16 protein-coding genes are annotated in these 17707 nt (G+C 47.2%); 2 read left to right on the forward strand and 14 right to left on the reverse strand.

All coding sequences use genetic code 11. The annotated features are described in order from the left end of the window. Nucleotides 1–116: 116 nt before the first annotated feature. From lpxB to rpsB, 14 genes are all read right to left on the reverse strand, one after another. Nucleotides 117–1262 (reverse strand): lipid-A-disaccharide synthase, encoded by a 1146-nt coding sequence (lpxB, locus tag ACN0UY_RS03195; RefSeq protein ID WP_417665906.1) that lies wholly within the window; start codon nt 1260–1262, stop codon nt 117–119. Nucleotides 1263–1280: 18 nt separating this feature from the next. Next, entirely contained in the window at nt 1281–2048 is a 768-nt protein-coding gene (gene lpxA, locus ACN0UY_RS03200) for an acyl-ACP--UDP-N-acetylglucosamine O-acyltransferase (RefSeq protein WP_417665341.1), read from the reverse strand. Next, entirely contained in the window at nt 2049–2501 is a 453-nt protein-coding gene (gene fabZ / locus ACN0UY_RS03205; protein WP_128351662.1) for a 3-hydroxyacyl-ACP dehydratase FabZ, read from the reverse strand. 28 nt (nt 2502–2529) lie between these two features. Further along, entirely contained in the window at nt 2530–3549 is a 1020-nt protein-coding gene (gene lpxD / locus ACN0UY_RS03210; protein ID WP_417665342.1) for a UDP-3-O-(3-hydroxymyristoyl)glucosamine N-acyltransferase, read from the reverse strand. Between the two features lie 4 nt (nt 3550–3553). Further along, nucleotides 3554–4069, reverse strand: a complete 516-nt coding sequence (locus ACN0UY_RS03215) for an OmpH family outer membrane protein (RefSeq protein ID WP_417665343.1) — start codon at nt 4067–4069, stop codon at nt 3554–3556. A gap of 20 nt (nt 4070–4089) precedes the next feature. Beyond that, on the reverse strand, nt 4090–6609 hold the full coding sequence (gene bamA / locus ACN0UY_RS03220; RefSeq protein ID WP_417665344.1) for an outer membrane protein assembly factor BamA: 2520 nt from the start codon (nt 6607–6609) through the stop codon (nt 4090–4092). Between the two features lie 36 nt (nt 6610–6645). Further along, nucleotides 6646–8001 (reverse strand): sigma E protease regulator RseP, encoded by a 1356-nt coding sequence (gene rseP / locus ACN0UY_RS03225; protein ID WP_417665345.1) that lies wholly within the window; start codon nt 7999–8001, stop codon nt 6646–6648. Continuing rightward, nucleotides 8001–9191, reverse strand: coding sequence for a 1-deoxy-D-xylulose-5-phosphate reductoisomerase (gene ispC / locus ACN0UY_RS03230; RefSeq protein WP_417665346.1), 1191 nt, complete (start codon nt 9189–9191; stop codon nt 8001–8003). Before ispC ends, rseP begins: the two co-directional genes overlap by 1 nt. Nucleotide 9192: 1 nt before the next feature. Next, the gene (locus ACN0UY_RS03235) at nt 9193–10056 is read right to left on the reverse strand and encodes a phosphatidate cytidylyltransferase (protein WP_417665347.1); all 864 of its coding nucleotides are present in this window, start codon (nt 10054–10056) and stop codon (nt 9193–9195) included. Further along, the gene (gene uppS, locus ACN0UY_RS03240; RefSeq protein ID WP_417665348.1) at nt 10049–10831 is read right to left on the reverse strand and encodes a polyprenyl diphosphate synthase; all 783 of its coding nucleotides are present in this window, start codon (nt 10829–10831) and stop codon (nt 10049–10051) included. Before uppS ends, ACN0UY_RS03235 begins: the two co-directional genes overlap by 8 nt. A gap of 81 nt (nt 10832–10912) precedes the next feature. Beyond that, complete coding sequence (gene frr, locus ACN0UY_RS03245; RefSeq protein WP_417665349.1) at nt 10913–11470, reverse strand: ribosome recycling factor; 558 nt, start codon at nt 11468–11470, stop codon at nt 10913–10915. 42 nt (nt 11471–11512) lie between these two features. Next, nucleotides 11513–12259, reverse strand: coding sequence for a UMP kinase (gene pyrH, locus ACN0UY_RS03250; protein WP_181950945.1), 747 nt, complete (start codon nt 12257–12259; stop codon nt 11513–11515). A gap of 114 nt (nt 12260–12373) precedes the next feature. Next, on the reverse strand, nt 12374–13252 hold the full coding sequence (tsf, locus tag ACN0UY_RS03255) for a translation elongation factor Ts (RefSeq protein ID WP_417665350.1): 879 nt from the start codon (nt 13250–13252) through the stop codon (nt 12374–12376). A gap of 25 nt (nt 13253–13277) precedes the next feature. Beyond that, entirely contained in the window at nt 13278–14009 is a 732-nt protein-coding gene (gene rpsB, locus ACN0UY_RS03260) for a 30S ribosomal protein S2 (protein ID WP_128351673.1), read from the reverse strand. Between the two features lie 292 nt (nt 14010–14301). Here rpsB and map point away from each other — a divergent pair, with 292 nt between their 5' ends. Both map and glnD read left to right on the forward strand, forming a co-directional pair. Beyond that, nucleotides 14302–15093: a type I methionyl aminopeptidase gene (map, locus tag ACN0UY_RS03265; protein ID WP_417665351.1), complete on the forward strand. Its 792-nt coding sequence runs from the start codon at nt 14302–14304 to the stop codon at nt 15091–15093. 6 nt (nt 15094–15099) lie between these two features. After that, nucleotides 15100–17706: a [protein-PII] uridylyltransferase gene (gene glnD, locus ACN0UY_RS03270; RefSeq protein ID WP_417665352.1), complete on the forward strand. Its 2607-nt coding sequence runs from the start codon at nt 15100–15102 to the stop codon at nt 17704–17706. The last annotated feature ends 1 nt before the right edge of the window (nt 17707 follow it).

Genomic DNA, 17707 nt, shown 5'->3' on the forward strand with positions numbered 1-17707 from the left:
GCAACTTACGTACGTTGCTTTAATTAACATGGATGCAGTATAGCTGGTAATTAATCGAATGATTATTGCGAAAAATGACGCTTTGTGTTCGATTTTTTCGAATTATAACGCGCGGATTAAGGGGTTATGTAGCTTTGCACAACGTCAGCACTGAGCACGTCTGCATTACGCTGGATTTGCGCATGCAGCTGCGTGAAGCGTTGTACAGTTTGCTCTGCCTGAGGGCCAAGCTGAGCTTGCATGGCGGTTACTAAGTTGTCGACGGTTGCCTCATTTTGCGCGAATTCAGGCACTAAAGCTTCGCCAGCAAGTAGATTAGGCAAACTGAAAAATGGCGCTTTAAACAATCGTTTTATCATGTGAAAGCTTAACCAATTAAACTTATACGCGACCACCATTGGGCGTTTAATCAGCATGGCCTCAAGCGTTACAGTGCCCGAGGTAAGCATCAACGCATCACAGGCTGCCATGGTTTCACGTGAATGTCCGTCAATAATTGTCAACGGTAATTGCGGCGCCAGTTGCTGCTGCAACAGGCGAAACTGAGTTGCACGCGACTCACTAATCATCGGTGTTACAAATTTCAGTTGTTGGTTCTGCTGCAATAAACGTTCGGCGACCGCTAAAAATAATGGCGCCATGCGTGCAATCTCGCCCTTGCGGCTGCCCGGCAACACGCCAACCCAGGTCGCTTCTGCGTCCAAGCCAAGTTGCTCGCGCGCCGAGGCCTTCGCCCAATGCATGGGAATTGAGTCTGCTAATGGATGGCCCACAAAGGTGGCAGCAAGTTGATGTTGGTCGTAGAATTCTTTTTCGAAAGGCAATAAACAAAGCACATGGTCAACCGACTGCTTTATGCCATGAATGCGCCCTTGTCGCCATGCCCACACTGATGGGCTGACATAATGCACCGTAGGAATTCCAGCAGCTTTCAAGCGTTTGGCAATCGGTAAATTAAAATCTGGCGCGTCAATGCCAATAAAAACATCGGGGCGACGTTGTAAAAACGTGTTGACCAGCTTACGCCGGTGTCCCAGCAGCTTGAACAAACTGCCGAATACCTCAGCGATACCCATAACCGCCAAATCTTCCATGGGTACCAGGCTGGTCAACCCTTGCGCCTGCATTAGCGGGCCCCCCACACCGATAAACTCAGCTTGAGGATACCGTACGCGAAGCTCACGTAACATTCCTGCGCCAAGCAAGTCACCAGAATGCTCGCCAGCGATAACGGCAATAAGAGGTTTTTGGTGTGTCATAATTGGGCGCCGTTAATGAACTTAACGAATAATTCCACGTGGGCTATTTAGCACAAAATCAATCATTGGCTGTAGCTCGGTTTCAGCATCAAGCTCGCGCATTTTTTCAACCGCTTCTTGAATGGTCAGCCCTTGGCGGTAGAGTAACTTGAATGCCCGCTTAATATTCAATATCTGATTTGGTTTAAAGCCACGGCGTTTTAGGCCTTCCGCATTGATTGTACGCGGTGCTGCATTGTGACCCTGCGCCATAATGTATGGCGGAATATCCTGAACCACCACCGAATTAACCGCAGTGAATGCGTGTGCACCAATGTGACAAAATTGATGAACACCGGTGAATCCGCCAAGAATGGCCCAATCACCTACATGTACATGCCCAGCCAGTGTGGTGTTGTTGGCCAAAATCACGTTATCACCCACCATGCAGTCATGCGCGACATGAACATAAGCCATCAATAAGTTGTTGCTGCCAAGCTGGGTCAAACCTTGATCTTGCACCGTGCCACGATGAATGGTGACACACTCGCGAATGACATTGTTATCGCCAATCACTAAGCGCGTCGGTTCGCCCTTATATTTTTTGTCTTGGCAATCTTCACCCACCGAGGCAAATTGAAATATTCGGTTATTCTTACCCAGTATTGTTGGGCCACGCAGCACTACATGTGGACCAATGACACAATTGTCACCGATTTCAACATTGGCCCCAACAATGCTGTAAGGACCAATTTCAACGTTCTTCCCAATATGGGCTGAATCATCAATGATAGCGGTAGGATGTATCACTTAGGTTTCCCTTCTTGCACAGATGATATCGCAACTGCATGCCAATTCACCATCAACATCAGCTCGCCCTTTAAAGACCCAAATGCCCCGACGTTCTTTTTCAAACGTAACGTGTAAATTCAACGTGTCCCCCGGTAACACCTGGCGTTTAAAGCGCGCGTTATCAACACCTGCAAATAAGTATAAGTCATTCACGCCAGGTTGGCTGGCGGTGATTTTAAAACCAAGGAGCCCAGACGCCTGCGCAAGAGCCTCAAGAATGAGCACCCCAGGAAAAATTGGATTACCCGGAAAGTGACCTGTAAAAATTGGTTCATTCACGGTGATGTTTTTTACCGCATGAATGGTTGTTTTGTTATCACAGGAAACAACTTTATCAACCAGTAAAAATGGATACCGGTGGGGTAATAAACTGAGTATTTCTTTAATATCAAATGCGCCACTCTCAGACAAAGCGTCATCCTCGTTTTTTAAGTAATTATTAGTTATTAAGTTGCTTTTCAATTTTCTTGACGCGCTGGAATAAATCGTCAAGTTGGCGATAACGCGCACCATTTCGTCGCCATTCACGTTGCGGTGCTGCTGGAATACCTGAAGCATAAGCGCCCGGTTCAGTGATTTCCTTAATAACCATGGAAAAACCACTGATTTGAACATCATCACACACTGAAATATGGCCGTTTATTGCAGTCGCTCCGCCAATTAAACAGCGCTTCCCAATACGGCAGCTGCCTGCTAAAACTGTGCACCCTGCTATCGCTGTGTCTTCGTCAATAAATACGTTGTGTGCAATCTGGCACTGATTATCAATAATCACGCCATCGCTAATTATCGTATCGTCCAATGCGCCGCGATCAATTGTAGTACTCGCACCAATATCGACGCGATTACCGATGACCACGCGGCCAAGTTGTGGGATTTTTATCCACTTACCGCCTTCATTTGCCCAACCAAATCCGTCAGCCCCAATCACGGTGCCAGCATGCACTAAGCAATTTTCGCCAATTACGCAGTTGTGGTAAACCACCACATGCTGCCATAACTGCGTGCCAACTCCGATACGCGTGTTCGGGCCAATATAGCAACCCACGCCAACAGTTACATTATCAGCCAGTTCAACCTGCTCAGCAATAACCGCATTGGCGCCTATTGAAACGTTTTTCCCAATCTTTGCAGTTGGGTGAATCTGTGCGCTGGGGTGAATGCCATCGGCAGGTTTCGGCGTGGTATCCAATAATTGTGCAACTTTAGCAAAGCCAGCGTACGGGTTTTTCATTCGCAACGCCGCCATACCATCAGGCACATCAACGTCAGGCGCAACAATAACTGCGCTGGCTTGGCTACTATCTAGCTGACTGCGATATTTTTCATTGGCTAAAAACGCAATATGCCCCGGCATGGCCGAGGCAAGTGTTGCTACACCTTGAATGGGCAGTGCAGGGTCACCCTGCACGTCCGCACCTATTGCGTCAGCGAGCTGCTGCAATGTCAGTGTTTGCATTAACTTAGTTTCCACCTGTCATTTTTTTGATGACTTCATCGGTGAGGTTTGCAGCGTCACTTCCATAAACCAGCGCGCTACGTTGCAATACCACGTCAAAGCTTTGCTCTGTGGCAACGCTTTGTGCATTACGCATCACTTCACCCATGAGCTGATCGCGAACTTCGTTACCGCGACGACCCATGTCTTCACGCAATGCTTTCACTTTTAGTTGACGCGTCGTGTCCAGCATTTCCATTTCGCGTTCCATCTTTACACGCTCACCTGGCGACATAATTGATGCATCACGCTGTGCTTTCTCACTCAAGCCACGCATTTTTTCTTCAATTGCGTTTACTTCTTCAATTTGTGCTTTAAATTCGTCTTGAATTTGTTGTTCCAGGTTACGTGCCTGTGGCAGGTTAGCCAGAACTTCTTGCACGCTCACAAAGCCAATTTTCTGCTGAGCTTCAGCAGCATTAGCAAACAACGCAGACGAAAGTAATGCAATTGCAATGCTCGATTTAACAATAGTTTTCACATTTAACTCCTTGATATTTATTAGAATGTTGTGCCGATATTAAACGTAAATGTCTGCGTTCGGTCGGACAGTTCAGATTGTATTGGTCGACCAAATGATAAGGTTATTGGCCCCATTGGTGACAACCATTGTATCGAAACACCGGCCGAAGCGCGATAGTGGGTTGGTTCACTGAAGTCTTTTAACTCTTGCGAGCCACTTGCTAAACCTAGCTGGCTATACGCATCGTAGTCAAATTCCGTGTCCCAGACATTACCTACATCAATATAAAAACTCGTGCGAACGGTGTTCTTATTCTCTTCTGAAATAAACGGTGTTGGTACAATAAGCTCCAAACCACCTACAACCATCGCATTACCACCTACTGAGAATTCGCTAACGGCAAGCAAATCAGCACCAGGGTGCGTTGGCAACCCAGTTGGTACGCCATAGTACCCTGTTTGTCCCGAAATACTCTGTGGATAACGGTAGACCGCGCGAGGGCCGATAGTGTTCCCCTCAAATCCACGCAAGTTATCGCGACCCCCTAAACGGAAGTTCTCATAAAACGGGAACAAGTAATCGTTGCCAGCGTCGTCGCTACCATAACCATTACCGTAACCTAATCGCAGGCGTGTCATAAATACCCAGCTGTGATCGTTGGTTATCGGTAAATAGTGACGGAAGTCATAACTGGTTCGGAAGTAATTCACATCACTGTTCGGTGTTGCCACTTCGAACTGCAATGAGTTTGACGTACCCGCTGTAGGGAACATACCGCGGTTTAACGTAACGCGATTAATTCCCGCAGACAGCTCGAATATATCAAACGAAACCCCTTGGTTTGGGTTTTGTTCGTCAACATAAGGGCTGTAAAAACGTGACACTTGATCGTAACTATCAACGTTAGTGATTTGTTCATTGCGATAGGTTGCACCAAAGTTGAGGCTTGTAACTTCATTAATTGGGAAACCGATTGAGCTGCCAATACCATATTGCTTCTTATTGTAGCGAATATAGTTTTCTAAGTTACCCGCATCAAACTCACTCATGTAAAGCTGACCCGAGAGGCTAACACCGTCTTTGGTCAAATAACGGTCCGTGTAAGAGATAGATGCACTCTTATTATAGCGATTGGTGTTCAAGTTAATCGCTGCACGGTTACCGGTACCTAGGAAGTTTTCTTGCGATAGACCAAGCCCAACCTGAAAACCAGAGTAATCGCCGTAACCTAAGGTAAAATTAAAGCTGCCTGATGGTTGTTCTTTCACAGTGAAGTCGACTTCAACACGATCGTCGGTGCTGTCCGATTTACGTGTCGATGTTTCAACGGTTTCGAAGAAACCAAGACGCTCAAGGCGCACTTTACTTTGCTCTATGAGCATGTCGTTTAGCGGCGCACCTTCAAGTTGACGCATTTCGCGACGAAGTACTTCATCGGCTGTTACGTTGTTGCCAATGAAATTAATGCGATCCACATAGATGCGTTGTCCGGGCGTTACCGAGAAGGTTAAATCAACATCGTTGCTGCCTTCTTCCATATCAGGAATTGCGCGCACTTCAGGGTATGCATAACCGTAACGGCCGTAAAACTTCGAAATCGCTTCTTCTAAAAAGGTGATCTGTTCAGCGTTATATCGGGTTCCTGGCTCAATCGAAACAAGGCGTTTTACCACCTCATCGTGCCCTTTCAGATCGCCAATAACAGTAACATTCCGCACATTGTAAACGTCGCCTTCGTTAACATTGATGGTTATGTAAACACCCTCTTTGTCCGGCGTCATGCTCACTTGTACAGATTCAATCTGCACCGCTAAGTAACCACGGTTACGATAAAAACTTTCAAGCTTTTCCAAATCGCCCGTTAGCTGCTGTTTCTGGTAACGGCGTTCACCAATGAAGTTCCACCAAGGCAATTGGTCTTTCAATTCAAAATCAGCTAATAACTGGTCGTCGGTAAAACTCTTATTACCAACAATGTTTATTTGCTCAATTTCTGCTGAGTCGCCCTCATCAAACACTAAGCTTAAACGCACACGGTTACGCGGCAATTCAATCACGCTGATATCAACACTGGCATTGTACTTACCAACGCCGTGGAAGAAGTCTTCCAAGCCGGATTCGATGGATGCAATCATGGTGCGGTCGAGTTGCTCACCCACCACAATGCCACTATCCGTTAAGCTTTGTTCAAGCTGCTCATCTTCAATTTCTTTATTGCCGTCAAACTCAATACCGGAAATTGTCGGGCGTTCAATCACATTAAAAATTAACGTGTTACCTTCCCGAAGAACCACAATATTTTCAAAGTACGCGGCTGAATTTAGTGAACGTATGCTGGCGCGAATTCGATTCGCATCAATTTGGTCGCCAACGCGAATAGGGATATAAGTTAATGCGGCGCCTAAAGCTACACGCTGCAAACCGCGCACACGAATATCTTCAACCACGAACACATCATTTTTTATTTGCGAATTACTCTCGGCACTACTCGCTACTGCTTGTGCGGGAAGTGACGCCGCTGCAACCAGGGCGCTTAAGAACAGCTGTTTCAACGTCATTCTGTGCTACTTAATTGTTATGTTGTACATGTCGTTTCATTGCGACAACCGCAAAATATCATTACTGATAGCGATTGCCATGAGCGCAAAAATTAGAATCCCGCCAATGCGGTAACAAACGTCTTGGACACCATCTGAAACCGGCTTTCCGCGCGCACCTTCAATGGCTAAAAACGCGAGGTGGCCGCCGTCAAGTATTGGTAACGGAACCAGATTAATAATACCCAAGTTGACACTAATTAATGCTAGAAACCCTAAAAAATAAACTAAGCCATAACTGGCTGTAGCTCCTGCTCCTTCTGCGATCGCTACTGGACCGCTCAAGTTACTAACTGAAACCGTTCCAGTTAGTAGCTTGCCAATCATTTTTACACTAAGAACCATCAGTTCCCATGTGCGGTGCACACCTTGTGTGAAACCTTCAATCAACCCAAACTGCTGAGTAAATCGATATTCGTCAGGGTATGGTGCTACAGTCGGCTCTACCCCAAGAAATCCAATCTGTTGTTCGTTAACTTCACGCTGCCCAAGTATTACGTCCAACGTGCGCATTTCGCCAGCACGCTCTACGGTAATTTCTACCGATTCGCCAGCAGCTTGCATAATTAAGTCTCTCGTTTGAGGCCAATCCGTTAGAGGAGTTCCATCAAACGCTATAATTTTATCGTTTACTTGCATGCCCGCAGCGGCCGCTGGGGAATTTTCTGCCACGTAACTTAATACCAACGACACTTCAGGTTGGAATGGCTGCATCCCCAAAGCAACGTACATCGGCTGTTGTTTATCATTCAAACGCCAGGTACGAATATCCAGCTGATAGTCACGTAAACGATTATTGGTATCCCGCGTTTGCAAGGTTACTACGTCGTTACCCAAGGCTGCTGCCAGGTGCAAATTAACCTGTTGCCAGTCTTCGGTAGTGCTGCTATTTACCGCTATAATCTCGCTTGGCGTTTGCACACCGGCCTGCGCTGCAATCGAATTCGGTGCTATTTCACCAATAATTGGTTTTACTGAAGGCACACCAATTAAAAACATCGCCCACAACACCGCAATAGCCAGTACAAAATTAGCGATAGGCCCAGCAGCAACAATTGCTGCGCGTTGCGCTACAGTTTTCGAATTAAAGCTTAATGCACGTTCTTCTGGCGCAACCGTGTCGACACGCTCATCGAGCATGCGAACATAACCGCCTAAAGGAATCAAGCCAACTTGATAAACGGTGCCGTCTCGAGCTACGCGTTGCCAGATTGGTTTACCAAAGCCGACCGAAAAAGTTAAAACCTTGACACCGAAGCGTCGGGCGACCCAAAAATGACCAAATTCATGAAAGGTCACGAGTATCCCAAGGGTGACAATAAATGCACCGAGCGACCAAACAATACTACCCATTATGAAAACCGCTCCACTTGCTGTCGTGCACGCGCACGTGCCTCACCATCGAATTCAATTAAACCTTCGACCGTATTGAGTTCACGTCGGTTCAATTGATTTAATACACTATCACAAATGTGCGCAATAGCGGTGAACGGAATACGTTGTTCCAGGAAAGCTGCAACAGCAATTTCATTCGCTGCGTTTAATGCGGTGGTTGCCCACTGCCCTTCCCAACATGCGTCTATCGCAAGCTGCAAACAAGGGTAACGTGCTGGGTCCGCGGGCATAAATGTCAAGGCGCCTAAACTCAAAAAATCCAAAGCTTCCACACCACTTGGTATGCGCTCTGGGTAGCTCAAGCCATAGGCGATTGGCGTACGCATATCGGGTTGCCCCAGTTGCGCTAAAACGGAACCGTCTAGATAACTAACCATTGAATGAATCACGCTTTGCGGATGCACCACAACTTGCAACTGCTCGCGTTTACAATTGAATAACCAGCGCGCTTCAATGTACTCCAGCCCCTTGTTGAGCATGGTTGCTGAATCGACGGAGATTTTTTGGCCCATCGACCAATTCGGATGATTGCATGCAGCATTTGGCGTTTGCTGCGCAAGCTCTGCTAAAGGTAACTCTCGAAATGGCCCACCAGAGCCCGTTAACAGTATCTGATGAATGCCAGCTTGCGCTAAGTCAGCATGCCCAAGCGGTTGCTGTACTTCTTTTGGCAAACATTGATAAATAGCGTTATGTTCACTGTCAATGGGTAGCAATTCAGCGCCGTGAGTTGCTACCGCATCCATAAATATCTGGCCGGACATGACCAAGGCTTCTTTGTTAGCGAGTAAAACACGCTTCCCAGCTTTTACTGCAGCCATGGTCGGCATCAGTCCCGCTGCACCTACAATAGCCGCCATCACCGTATCAACTTGCTCCGCCGCAGCAACCTGCGCCAATGCTGATTCACCCGCGAGCACTTCGCACTGAATACCACCGAGCTTACGTTGCAGCGCGAGAGCTGCCTGTTCATCGGCCATAACCGCGTATTCAGGACGATGTTTTAAGCACAGTTCGGCCATTGCTTCAGCGTTGCCATTTGCCGTCAGCGCAAACACTTCAAAACGTTCAGGTTGCATTGCCACCACGGCGAGCGTGTTTTGACCGATTGACCCTGTTGCACCTAAAATCGTAATTCGCTGTTTCATATCAGGTCAAAAACCACAAATAAGATAAGGTGAAAATTGGCAGCGCTGCGGTTAAGCTGTCAATACGATCAAGTATTCCACCATGTCCGGGCAGTATCGAGCCGCTGTCTTTTACCCCAGCACAGCGTTTAAACATACTCTCGTTCAAGTCACCGAACACCGATGCCACCACCGTAACTAATCCCGTGATGTAATACCCTGAAAATTGTTCAGCGGGAATTTTTAACCAATGCGCCAGTACCATCATCACCACAAAAGCGAGCGTTATGCCGCCCAGCAGGCCTTCCATCGTTTTACCCGGACTTACCGCTGGCATTAGCTTGTTACGCCCATAGCGCACACCAGCGAAATAGGCACCTACATCGGCAGCCCACACCAACAGCAATACAAACAGTACGGCGAAACCGCCAAATAATGGCTGCTCAGCATAATTTAACGACCGTACAGCAATCAGGCCAGCCCAGGCGGGTAATAGCGTTAGCATGCCGAACACGCCAACTATCGAACGCGTACGCGACCAAACACGACGACTCCGCGGATAGTTAATAACTAATGCAGTGGCAATCACCCACCACACACAACCCGCAATCACTAACACGTAAATGATTGGGTCAAGTTGACCGTTTTGCCAAATTTGATCGAGTGGAACAAACCACGTTAACAGCGCTAACGCCGCAGCAATAAAAAGGGTGTACGCTATCCGTGCACTTTTTCGAGTCACATTCATTAACGGCGCCCATTCCCAGGCGCCGGCTGTCATCAGCACTATGATTGCAACCGCGAACCAAAATAAAGGTAGCGCAAACACAACATAGAGTGCTAACGGGATTAAAAAGAGTGCGGTTAATATGCGTTGTTTAAGCAAACTTGTCCCCGGTCGTCACATCGGTATCTAAAATGGCCTGCTGGAGCTGCTCGCTGGTTAAACCAAAACGGCGCTCTCGGCAACTGAAATCCGCGATCGCAGCAGCAAATTCACGATCATCAAAGTCCGGCCATAATACCTTGCTAAAATAAAATTCTGCATAAGCTAATTGCCATAACAGAAAATTGCTAATTCGGTGTTCGCCACCTGTTCTTATAAGTAAATCTGGTACCGGTTGGTCAGCAAGTTCCAATTCGCTTGCTAACAACGCAGTGGTTATTTCACTCGGCTGTAGCTGCCCAGCGGCAACCTGTTCGGCTAATTTACGCGCAGCATTGGTAATGTCCCAATGACCGCCGTAGTTCGCCGCTATGTTCAACGTTAATGCGGTATTGTCAGCCGTCATTTGTTCCGCTTCTTGCATTTGTTTTTGCAAACGCGCGCTAAATGCTGACTTATCACCAACTATTTTTAGCCTAACATTGTACTTATGTAATTTCTTCACTTCGCGTTTTAAAACGGTCATGAAGAGTTCCATCAGCACTGATACTTCTTGCTCTGGTCGATTCCAGTTTTCGCTACTAAAAGCGAATAACGTTAACGACTCAATGCCTTTCTTACGGGCAAACTGCACCGCAGCACGAACAGCGTCCGCACCAGCTTTATGGCCAGCGGTACGCCGCTTGCCGCGCATTTGTGCCCAACGCCCGTTACCATCCATGATAATGGCCACGTGCCGTGGCATTGTAATTGTAGAGACTTCCGTTGTTGTCATATCGAGTGCCATACAAGAAAAAACGCCGTGCGAGTATACCTGACACGGCGCGGTCCACCAACGTGGAATAGCTACGACTGCTTAAACTTCCATCAAATCTTTTTCTTTTTCTACCAGCAGCTCGTCAATTTTTGCGATATACATGTCAGTTAGCTTTTGGATATCGTCAGTTGCTTTATGTTCTTCGTCTTCACTAATTTCTTTTTCTTTCAATAATTCTTTCAAATCGCTATTTGCATCACGGCGAATATTTCGTATCGCAACGCGGCCCTGCTCTGCTTCGTTACGCACTACTTTAACCAAATCGCGACGACGCTCTTCCGTTAAAGCTGGCAAAGGTACGCGAATCACAGTACCCGCCGATGCTGGGTTTAACCCCAAATCAGAAGTCATGATTGCTTTTTCAACAGCTGCAGTTGACGACTTATCAAACACCGTCAACGCCAGCGTGCGCGAGTCTTCCACGGTTATGTTCGCAAGTTGCTTCAATGGGGTATCAGCACCGTAATATGGCACCATAACACCGTCAAGAATACTTGGATGCGCACGCCCTGTGCGTACTTTTGAAATTTGCGAGCGGAGCGCTTCAACGCTCTTTTCCATACGCTGCTTGGCATCTTGTTTTATTTCGTTAATCACGTTTATTCATCCTTTCAATTCTTAACACATAAACACCGATGTTTATGCTTGTTCAACCACGCTTTCATTAGCGATTAGTGTACCTTCTTCTTCGCCCATAATCACGGCTCTTAATACACCCGGTTTATTCATATTAAATACACGAATTGGTAAGTTATGGTCACGCGCTAACGTAAACGCAGCTAAATCCATAACTTTTAGTTGCTGCTCCAGCACCTCATTATAACTGATTCGGCGGAACAGTTTAGCATTAGGATTGGTTACCGGATCAGCGGAATACACACCATCCACTTTGGTGCCTTTAAGAACCAATTCAGCTTCAATTTCAATACCACGTAAACACGCTGCTGAGTCCGTCGTAAAAAATGGATTACCAGTACCCGCTGAGAAAATCACGACCCGACCTGATTTCAGTAGGCTAATCGCATCAGCCCAATTGTAACTGTCACAAACGCCGGCCAGTTCAATGGCTGACATCAATCGCGCATTAACAAACGCTCGATGTAACGCATCACGCATAGCAAGACCATTCATAACAGTAGCTAACATGCCCATGTGGTCACCGACCACCCTGTTCATGCCCGCTTTTGCTAAACCTTCACCGCGGAACAGGTTGCCACCACCAATCACCAGACCTACTTGAACGCCCAGTTCAACCAACTCTTTAATTTCCTGAGCCATGCGGTCCAAAACTTTCGCATCGATGCCAAAGGGCTCGTCACCCATTAAAGCTTCACCACTTAATTTAAGTAGTACACGACGGTATGCAGGTTTGCTAGTTGGGGTCATCAGTTCGCTCCATGTTCAGGTTTTTCGGGCTTTCACCCTAAAAAAAAACCGCATCCTGCCGAGCAGGATGCGGTTTCTATTATCGACTGTTTGTCGTCGGCAGCGTCATGGGCATTAAGCCTTTTTCGCTGCTGCCATTTGAGCTTGTACTTCAGCAGCGAAGTCTTCAGCTTTCTTCTCAATACCTTCACCAACTTCGAAACGAACGAAAGTTAGCACATCAGCACCTTTCTGCTTCAGTAAGTCTGCAACAGTGATTGATGGGTCTTTCACAAACGCTTGACCAGTTAAGCTGATCTCGCCAGTGAATTTACGCATACGGCCTTCAACCATTTTCTCAGCAATTTCTTGTGGCTTGCCACTTTGCATTGCGATATCAAGTTGAATTGCACGTTCTTTCTCAACCACTTCCGCTGATACGTCTTCTGGCTTAACAAACTGAGGTGCACTTGCTGCAACATGCATCGCGATATCACGTGCTAAATCAGCGTCACCGCCAGTAATAGCAACCAATACGCCGATACGACCGCCGTGAACATAAGACTCAACCAAGTCACCACCGTCAACAGTGATAACACGGCGAACATTCATGTTCTCGCCAATTTTAGCAACTAACGCTTCACGAACTTCTTCAACGCTACCGTCACCGATGTTGGTTGCTTTAAGCTTCTCAACGTCAGTTTCTTTATTTGCGAAGGCTGCATCGATAACTTTCTGGCCGAAAGCCAAGAAGCTGTCGTCACGTGCAACGAAGTCAGTTTCACAGTTCAATTCAACCAAAGTACCTACGTTACCTTCGGTTTTAGTCAGGATTACACCTTCAGCAGCCACGCGACCAGCTTTCTTAGCTGCTTTCGCTTGACCACTTTTACGCATGTTTTCGATCGCCGCGTCGATATCGCCGCTCGTCTCTTCCAATGCTTTTTTGCAATCCATCATGCCAGCGCCAGTGCGCTCGCGCAGTTCTTTAACCAGAGCTGCTGTAATAGCCATGTATTTGTCCTCTAATCAGATGACTTTATTCAGTCTCGTCAGCTTCAACGAAATCGTCTGCTTTACCTTCAACAACAACGCCGCGCGCTTCGTTGATAGCTGTAGCAGCTGCGTTCAAATACAGTTGTACTGCACGAATCGCATCGTCGTTGCCAGGAATTACATAATCAACGCCATCAGGGTTTGAGTTGGTATCAACGATTGAAATAACTGGAATGCCCAGGTTATTCGCTTCTTTAATTGCAATGTGCTCATGATCAGCATCAACTACAAACAATACGTCTGGCAAGCCAGCCATATCTTTAATACCACCAAGGCTCTTCTCAAGCTTTTCCATTTCGCGTGAGTTCATCAACGCTTCTTTCTTGGTCAGCTTTTCGAAAGTGCCGTCTTGGCTCATGATTTCAAGTTCTTTTAAGCGCTTGATTGATTGACGAACTGTTTTCCAGTTAGTCAACATACCACCTAACCAGCGATGATTTACGTAGAACTGTTTACAGTTTACAGCTGCTTCTTGAACTGAATCTGATGCCGCACGCTTGGTGCCAACAAACAAAATTTTACCTTTGTTTGAAGCAACGTGTTGCAAGAAGTTCAACGCGTCGTTGAACATAGGAACAGTTTTTTCAAGGTTGATGATATGAATCTTGTTACGCGCGCCAAAAATGAATGGCTTCATTTTTGGGTTCCAGAAACGGGTTTGGTGACCGAAATGTACACCAGCTTTCAGCATGTCACGCATTGACACGTTTGCCATGATCTTTTTCCTTTTTAAGGGGTTATGCCTCCATACATCCCATAGTTCGACCCGCGACGTAAACCGTTGTCTTGAGCACCCCGACCTATGTGTCGATGTATGTGTGTGGTTAAGTGTTAACGAAGTCGTTAACGTACTTTTAGTTTTTGCAATTCGAATTGCGGGCGCTTTATACCATAATTTATGGCCATAAATCAAATTTTATAGCGTATTTCCAGCGCTTCACGGCCTCGCCCTTTGCTGATAAACTACGCACAATTAAATTGTATAGAGTACGGACTGAATCAGCCCCATGAGCATTACTATCAAAACACCTGACGAAATTGAAAAAATGCGTGCCGCCGGCAAACTTGCTGCCGACGTATTAGAAATGATTGGCCCTTATATAAAGGCCGGCGTAACCACTGCTGAAATTGATAAAATTTGTCACGATTACATTGTCGAACATGGTGCAATTCCTGCACCACTCAATTATCACGGTTTCCCCAAGTCGGTGTGCACGTCATTAAATCATGTGGTTTGTCATGGTATCCCAAATGAAAAGCCGCTCAAAGACGGCGACATCATGAACCTGGATGTTACTGTAAAGCTCAATGGCTATCATGGTGACACCTCAAAGATGTTTGTTGTGGGTGGTAAGCCAAGCATTCTCGCTGAGCGATTAATTCGTGTCACTCAAGAATGTTTATACATGGCAATTAAAATGGTTAAACCGGGCATGCGCACTGGCGACTTTGCCGCAGTAATTCAAAAGCATGCTGAACAGCATGGTTACGCCATTGTGCGGGAATATTGTGGCCACGGTATTGGCGCGGTGTTTCACGAAGAGCCACAAATTCTGCATTACGGCACGGCTGGCACTGGCGATTTATTAGAGCCTGGCATGTGTTTCACTATCGAACCTATGGTGAATGCGGGCAAGCGCCACACCAAACTCATGCGCGATGGTTGGACCGTACTCACGAAAGACCGCAGCCTGAGCGCCCAATGGGAACACACGCTGTTAGTCACCGAAGACGGCGTGGAAGTTTTAACCCTGCGTAGCGACGAAGATTTGCCACGCGTTATTCGTCACGAGAGCTAACGCACCATGCATAGCGCCCCTCCTTGCTGGCCGAAACCGGTCACTTTAAGCTCGGGGCGCGATTGCCTCGAAGCTTACCATACGTGGTCCGCAGAAGCTTTTGTAACCGCTGATATTGACTTTCTCCTCGCTCACCGCAGCGAATTTATTGATACCTTGCTGCAACAGTTGTGGCAGCAGTTCGAGTTGCATAAAACCCAAATCAGTTTAATTGCAGTTGGCGGCTACGGCCGTGGTCATCTGCACCCACAATCCGACATTGACCTATTGTTTTTGCATGAAACTGATCTAAATGACACCGAACAGCAGGCCATTCGTAACTTCATTCAACTGCTGTGGGATCTGCGCCTAGACGTTGGCCACAGCGTACGTACGCCAGCGCAATGTTTTGAACAAGCCGCTGCCGACGTTACCGTGGCCACCAGCTTGCTCGAGCAACGCCTTATTTGTGGTGACCAAACCCTTGCCGATACATTCTTGTGGCGCGTACAACGTGATTTCCCTTGGTCGAGTCGCGCCTTTTATCAAGCCAAATTTAACGAGCAGCAAGAACGGCATCAACGCTACCATGGCTCCGCTTACAACCTAGAACCAAATGTTAAAAGTAATCCGGGCGGCTTGCGCGATATACAAACCATCGGTTGGATAGCAAAGCGGCACTTTCATACACAAAACGACGAAACGCTGGTGCAGCACGGCTATATCAGCGCCGAAGAGTTACTTGAGCTACGTGAATATCAACAATTATTAGGCCGTATTCGATTTGCGCTGCATTTAGAGGCAGACAAAAAGGAAGATCGACTCCTTTTTGACTATCAACCCGGTATTGCCGCGCGACTGGGTTATGGCGAACCTGGTAAACGTGCCGTAGAAGCCATGATGAAAGACTATTTCAATGCGGTGGTAGGTGTTACCGAATTGAACGAAATGTTGCTGCAATTTTTTGAACAAACCATTCTTGGTGATGCCAACGAAGCGACTCGAAAGCAGCTTGATGATAACTTTGAAGCCATTGGCTCACTTATTGCGGCTCGTCACGACAGCGTTTTTGAAACCCCCGAAAATCTATTGCGATGCGTGCTGCTGGTTGCACAAAATAGCCAAATTAAGCATCTACAGGCCCACACCATTCGCCTGTTACGAAATGCGCGTCGGGTTTTACGCCAACCGCTCAACAGCCTGCCCGCGTGCCGCAAACTATTTATGCAACTCATAAGCCACCCACGCGGCTGCGGTGACGCGTTTCGCTTAATGCACAAGCACCAGTTGCTGGCACACTATCTGCCACAGTGGCAACAAATCGTCGGTCAGATGCAATTCGACTTGTTTCATGCCTATACGGTTGATGAACACACCTTTCGCTTGGTTCGCAACCTCTACCGCTACAGTGACCCTGACTACCAACAGGAATTTCCACTGTGTGCCGAAATTGTCGCCACCATGGACAAACCTGAGCTGCTCTACCTTGCCGGTATATTTCACGACATTGCCAAGGGCCGTGGCGGTGATCATTCCGAATTAGGCGAAGTGGATGCGCTTAACTTCTCTCAGCAACACAATCTCGATGACCACGACGGCGAATTAATTGCGTGGTTAGTGCGCAATCATCTTTTCATGTCGGTAACTGCACAAAAACGTGACATTCACGATCCTGAAGTTGTCCGCCTGTTTGCCGAAAAAGTTGGCTCACAACGTCACCTGAATTATTTGTATTGCCTGACCGTTGCTGATATTCGTGCCACCAACAGCAGTTTATGGAATAACTGGAAAGCCACTTTGTTGGAAAACCTCTATCAGGCCACTAAACAGTTTTTGGCACAGAGCAAACCTTCCGCAGCAACGGAAATGCGCCAGCGTATTCATCAACATCAGGCGCACGCCATGGGTCTGCTGCTGAGTCTTGGTTTCGATGCGCAACCCGTAAATGAGTTATGGAGCCGGTTTACCGCCGATTATTTCTTGCGGCACCAACCAGAACAAATTGCATGGCATTCACAATACATTTTGGCTGCCGAATCCGATGACCAACTGCCAATAATTTTAGTTGGCGACGAGAATAACCAAGGCACCACCGAATTATTTGTCTACCACCTTGAACACGAAAACCTATTTGCAGCGGTCGCAGCGGTTCTCGACAGCCAAGCGCTGAGCATTCATGACGCGCAAATTTTGGCGACCCGCGACGGTTATGTCATGGATACTTTTGTGGTGCTGCAAGATGATGGTGAGCCGCTTACTGACGTACGCCGTATCGAATCCCTTAAGCAACAACTGCATGACGTACTGCGTCAACGCCAGCCTGCACCGGGCGCACAACGGCGGCTTCCGCGCCAGTTACGTAGCTTCAATGTGCCAACCAAAGTTGAGTTTGTTAGCGAACGTAACCCGCGCCGTACGGCCTTTGAATTAACTGCACTTGATCGTCCTGGCCTTGTGGCACACGTTGCTAAAGTGCTTCAAGCATTGGATTTAAACATACTAACCGCTAAAATCACCACCGTCGGCGAACAAGCTGAAGACTTATTCACAGTTACCACGCGGCGCAATGAAGCGCTTAATGATGAACAGAAGCGACACTTGCGTGAGCAGATTATCGCTGCCTTGGATAATTAAT

The sequence above is a fragment of the Pseudidiomarina sp. genome (genome assembly GCF_048268165.1).
Taxonomy (GTDB): Bacteria; Pseudomonadota; Gammaproteobacteria; order Enterobacterales; family Alteromonadaceae; genus Pseudidiomarina.

What these genes read in the sequence shown, in the direction of transcription:
- lpxD (WP_417665342.1), bottom strand. Translation starts at nt 3,549, where the DNA reads ATGCAAACACTGACATTGCAGCAGCTCGCTGACGCAATAGGTGCGGAC.
- bamA (WP_417665344.1), bottom strand. Translation starts at nt 6,609, where the DNA reads ATGACGTTGAAACAGCTGTTCTTAAGCGCCCTGGTTGCAGCGGCGTCA.
- rseP (WP_417665345.1), bottom strand. Translation starts at nt 8,001, where the DNA reads ATGGGTAGTATTGTTTGGTCGCTCGGTGCATTTATTGTCACCCTTGGG.
- ispC (WP_417665346.1), bottom strand. Translation starts at nt 9,191, where the DNA reads ATGAAACAGCGAATTACGATTTTAGGTGCAACAGGGTCAATCGGTCAA.
- uppS (WP_417665348.1), bottom strand. Translation starts at nt 10,831, where the DNA reads ATGACAACAACGGAAGTCTCTACAATTACAATGCCACGGCACGTGGCC.
- pyrH (WP_181950945.1), bottom strand. Translation starts at nt 12,259, where the DNA reads ATGACCCCAACTAGCAAACCTGCATACCGTCGTGTACTACTTAAATTA.
- tsf (WP_417665350.1), bottom strand. Translation starts at nt 13,252, where the DNA reads ATGGCTATTACAGCAGCTCTGGTTAAAGAACTGCGCGAGCGCACTGGC.
- rpsB (WP_128351673.1), bottom strand. Translation starts at nt 14,009, where the DNA reads ATGGCAAACGTGTCAATGCGTGACATGCTGAAAGCTGGTGTACATTTC.
- map (WP_417665351.1), top strand. Translation starts at nt 14,302, where the DNA reads ATGAGCATTACTATCAAAACACCTGACGAAATTGAAAAAATGCGTGCC.
- glnD (WP_417665352.1), top strand. Translation starts at nt 15,100, where the DNA reads ATGCATAGCGCCCCTCCTTGCTGGCCGAAACCGGTCACTTTAAGCTCG.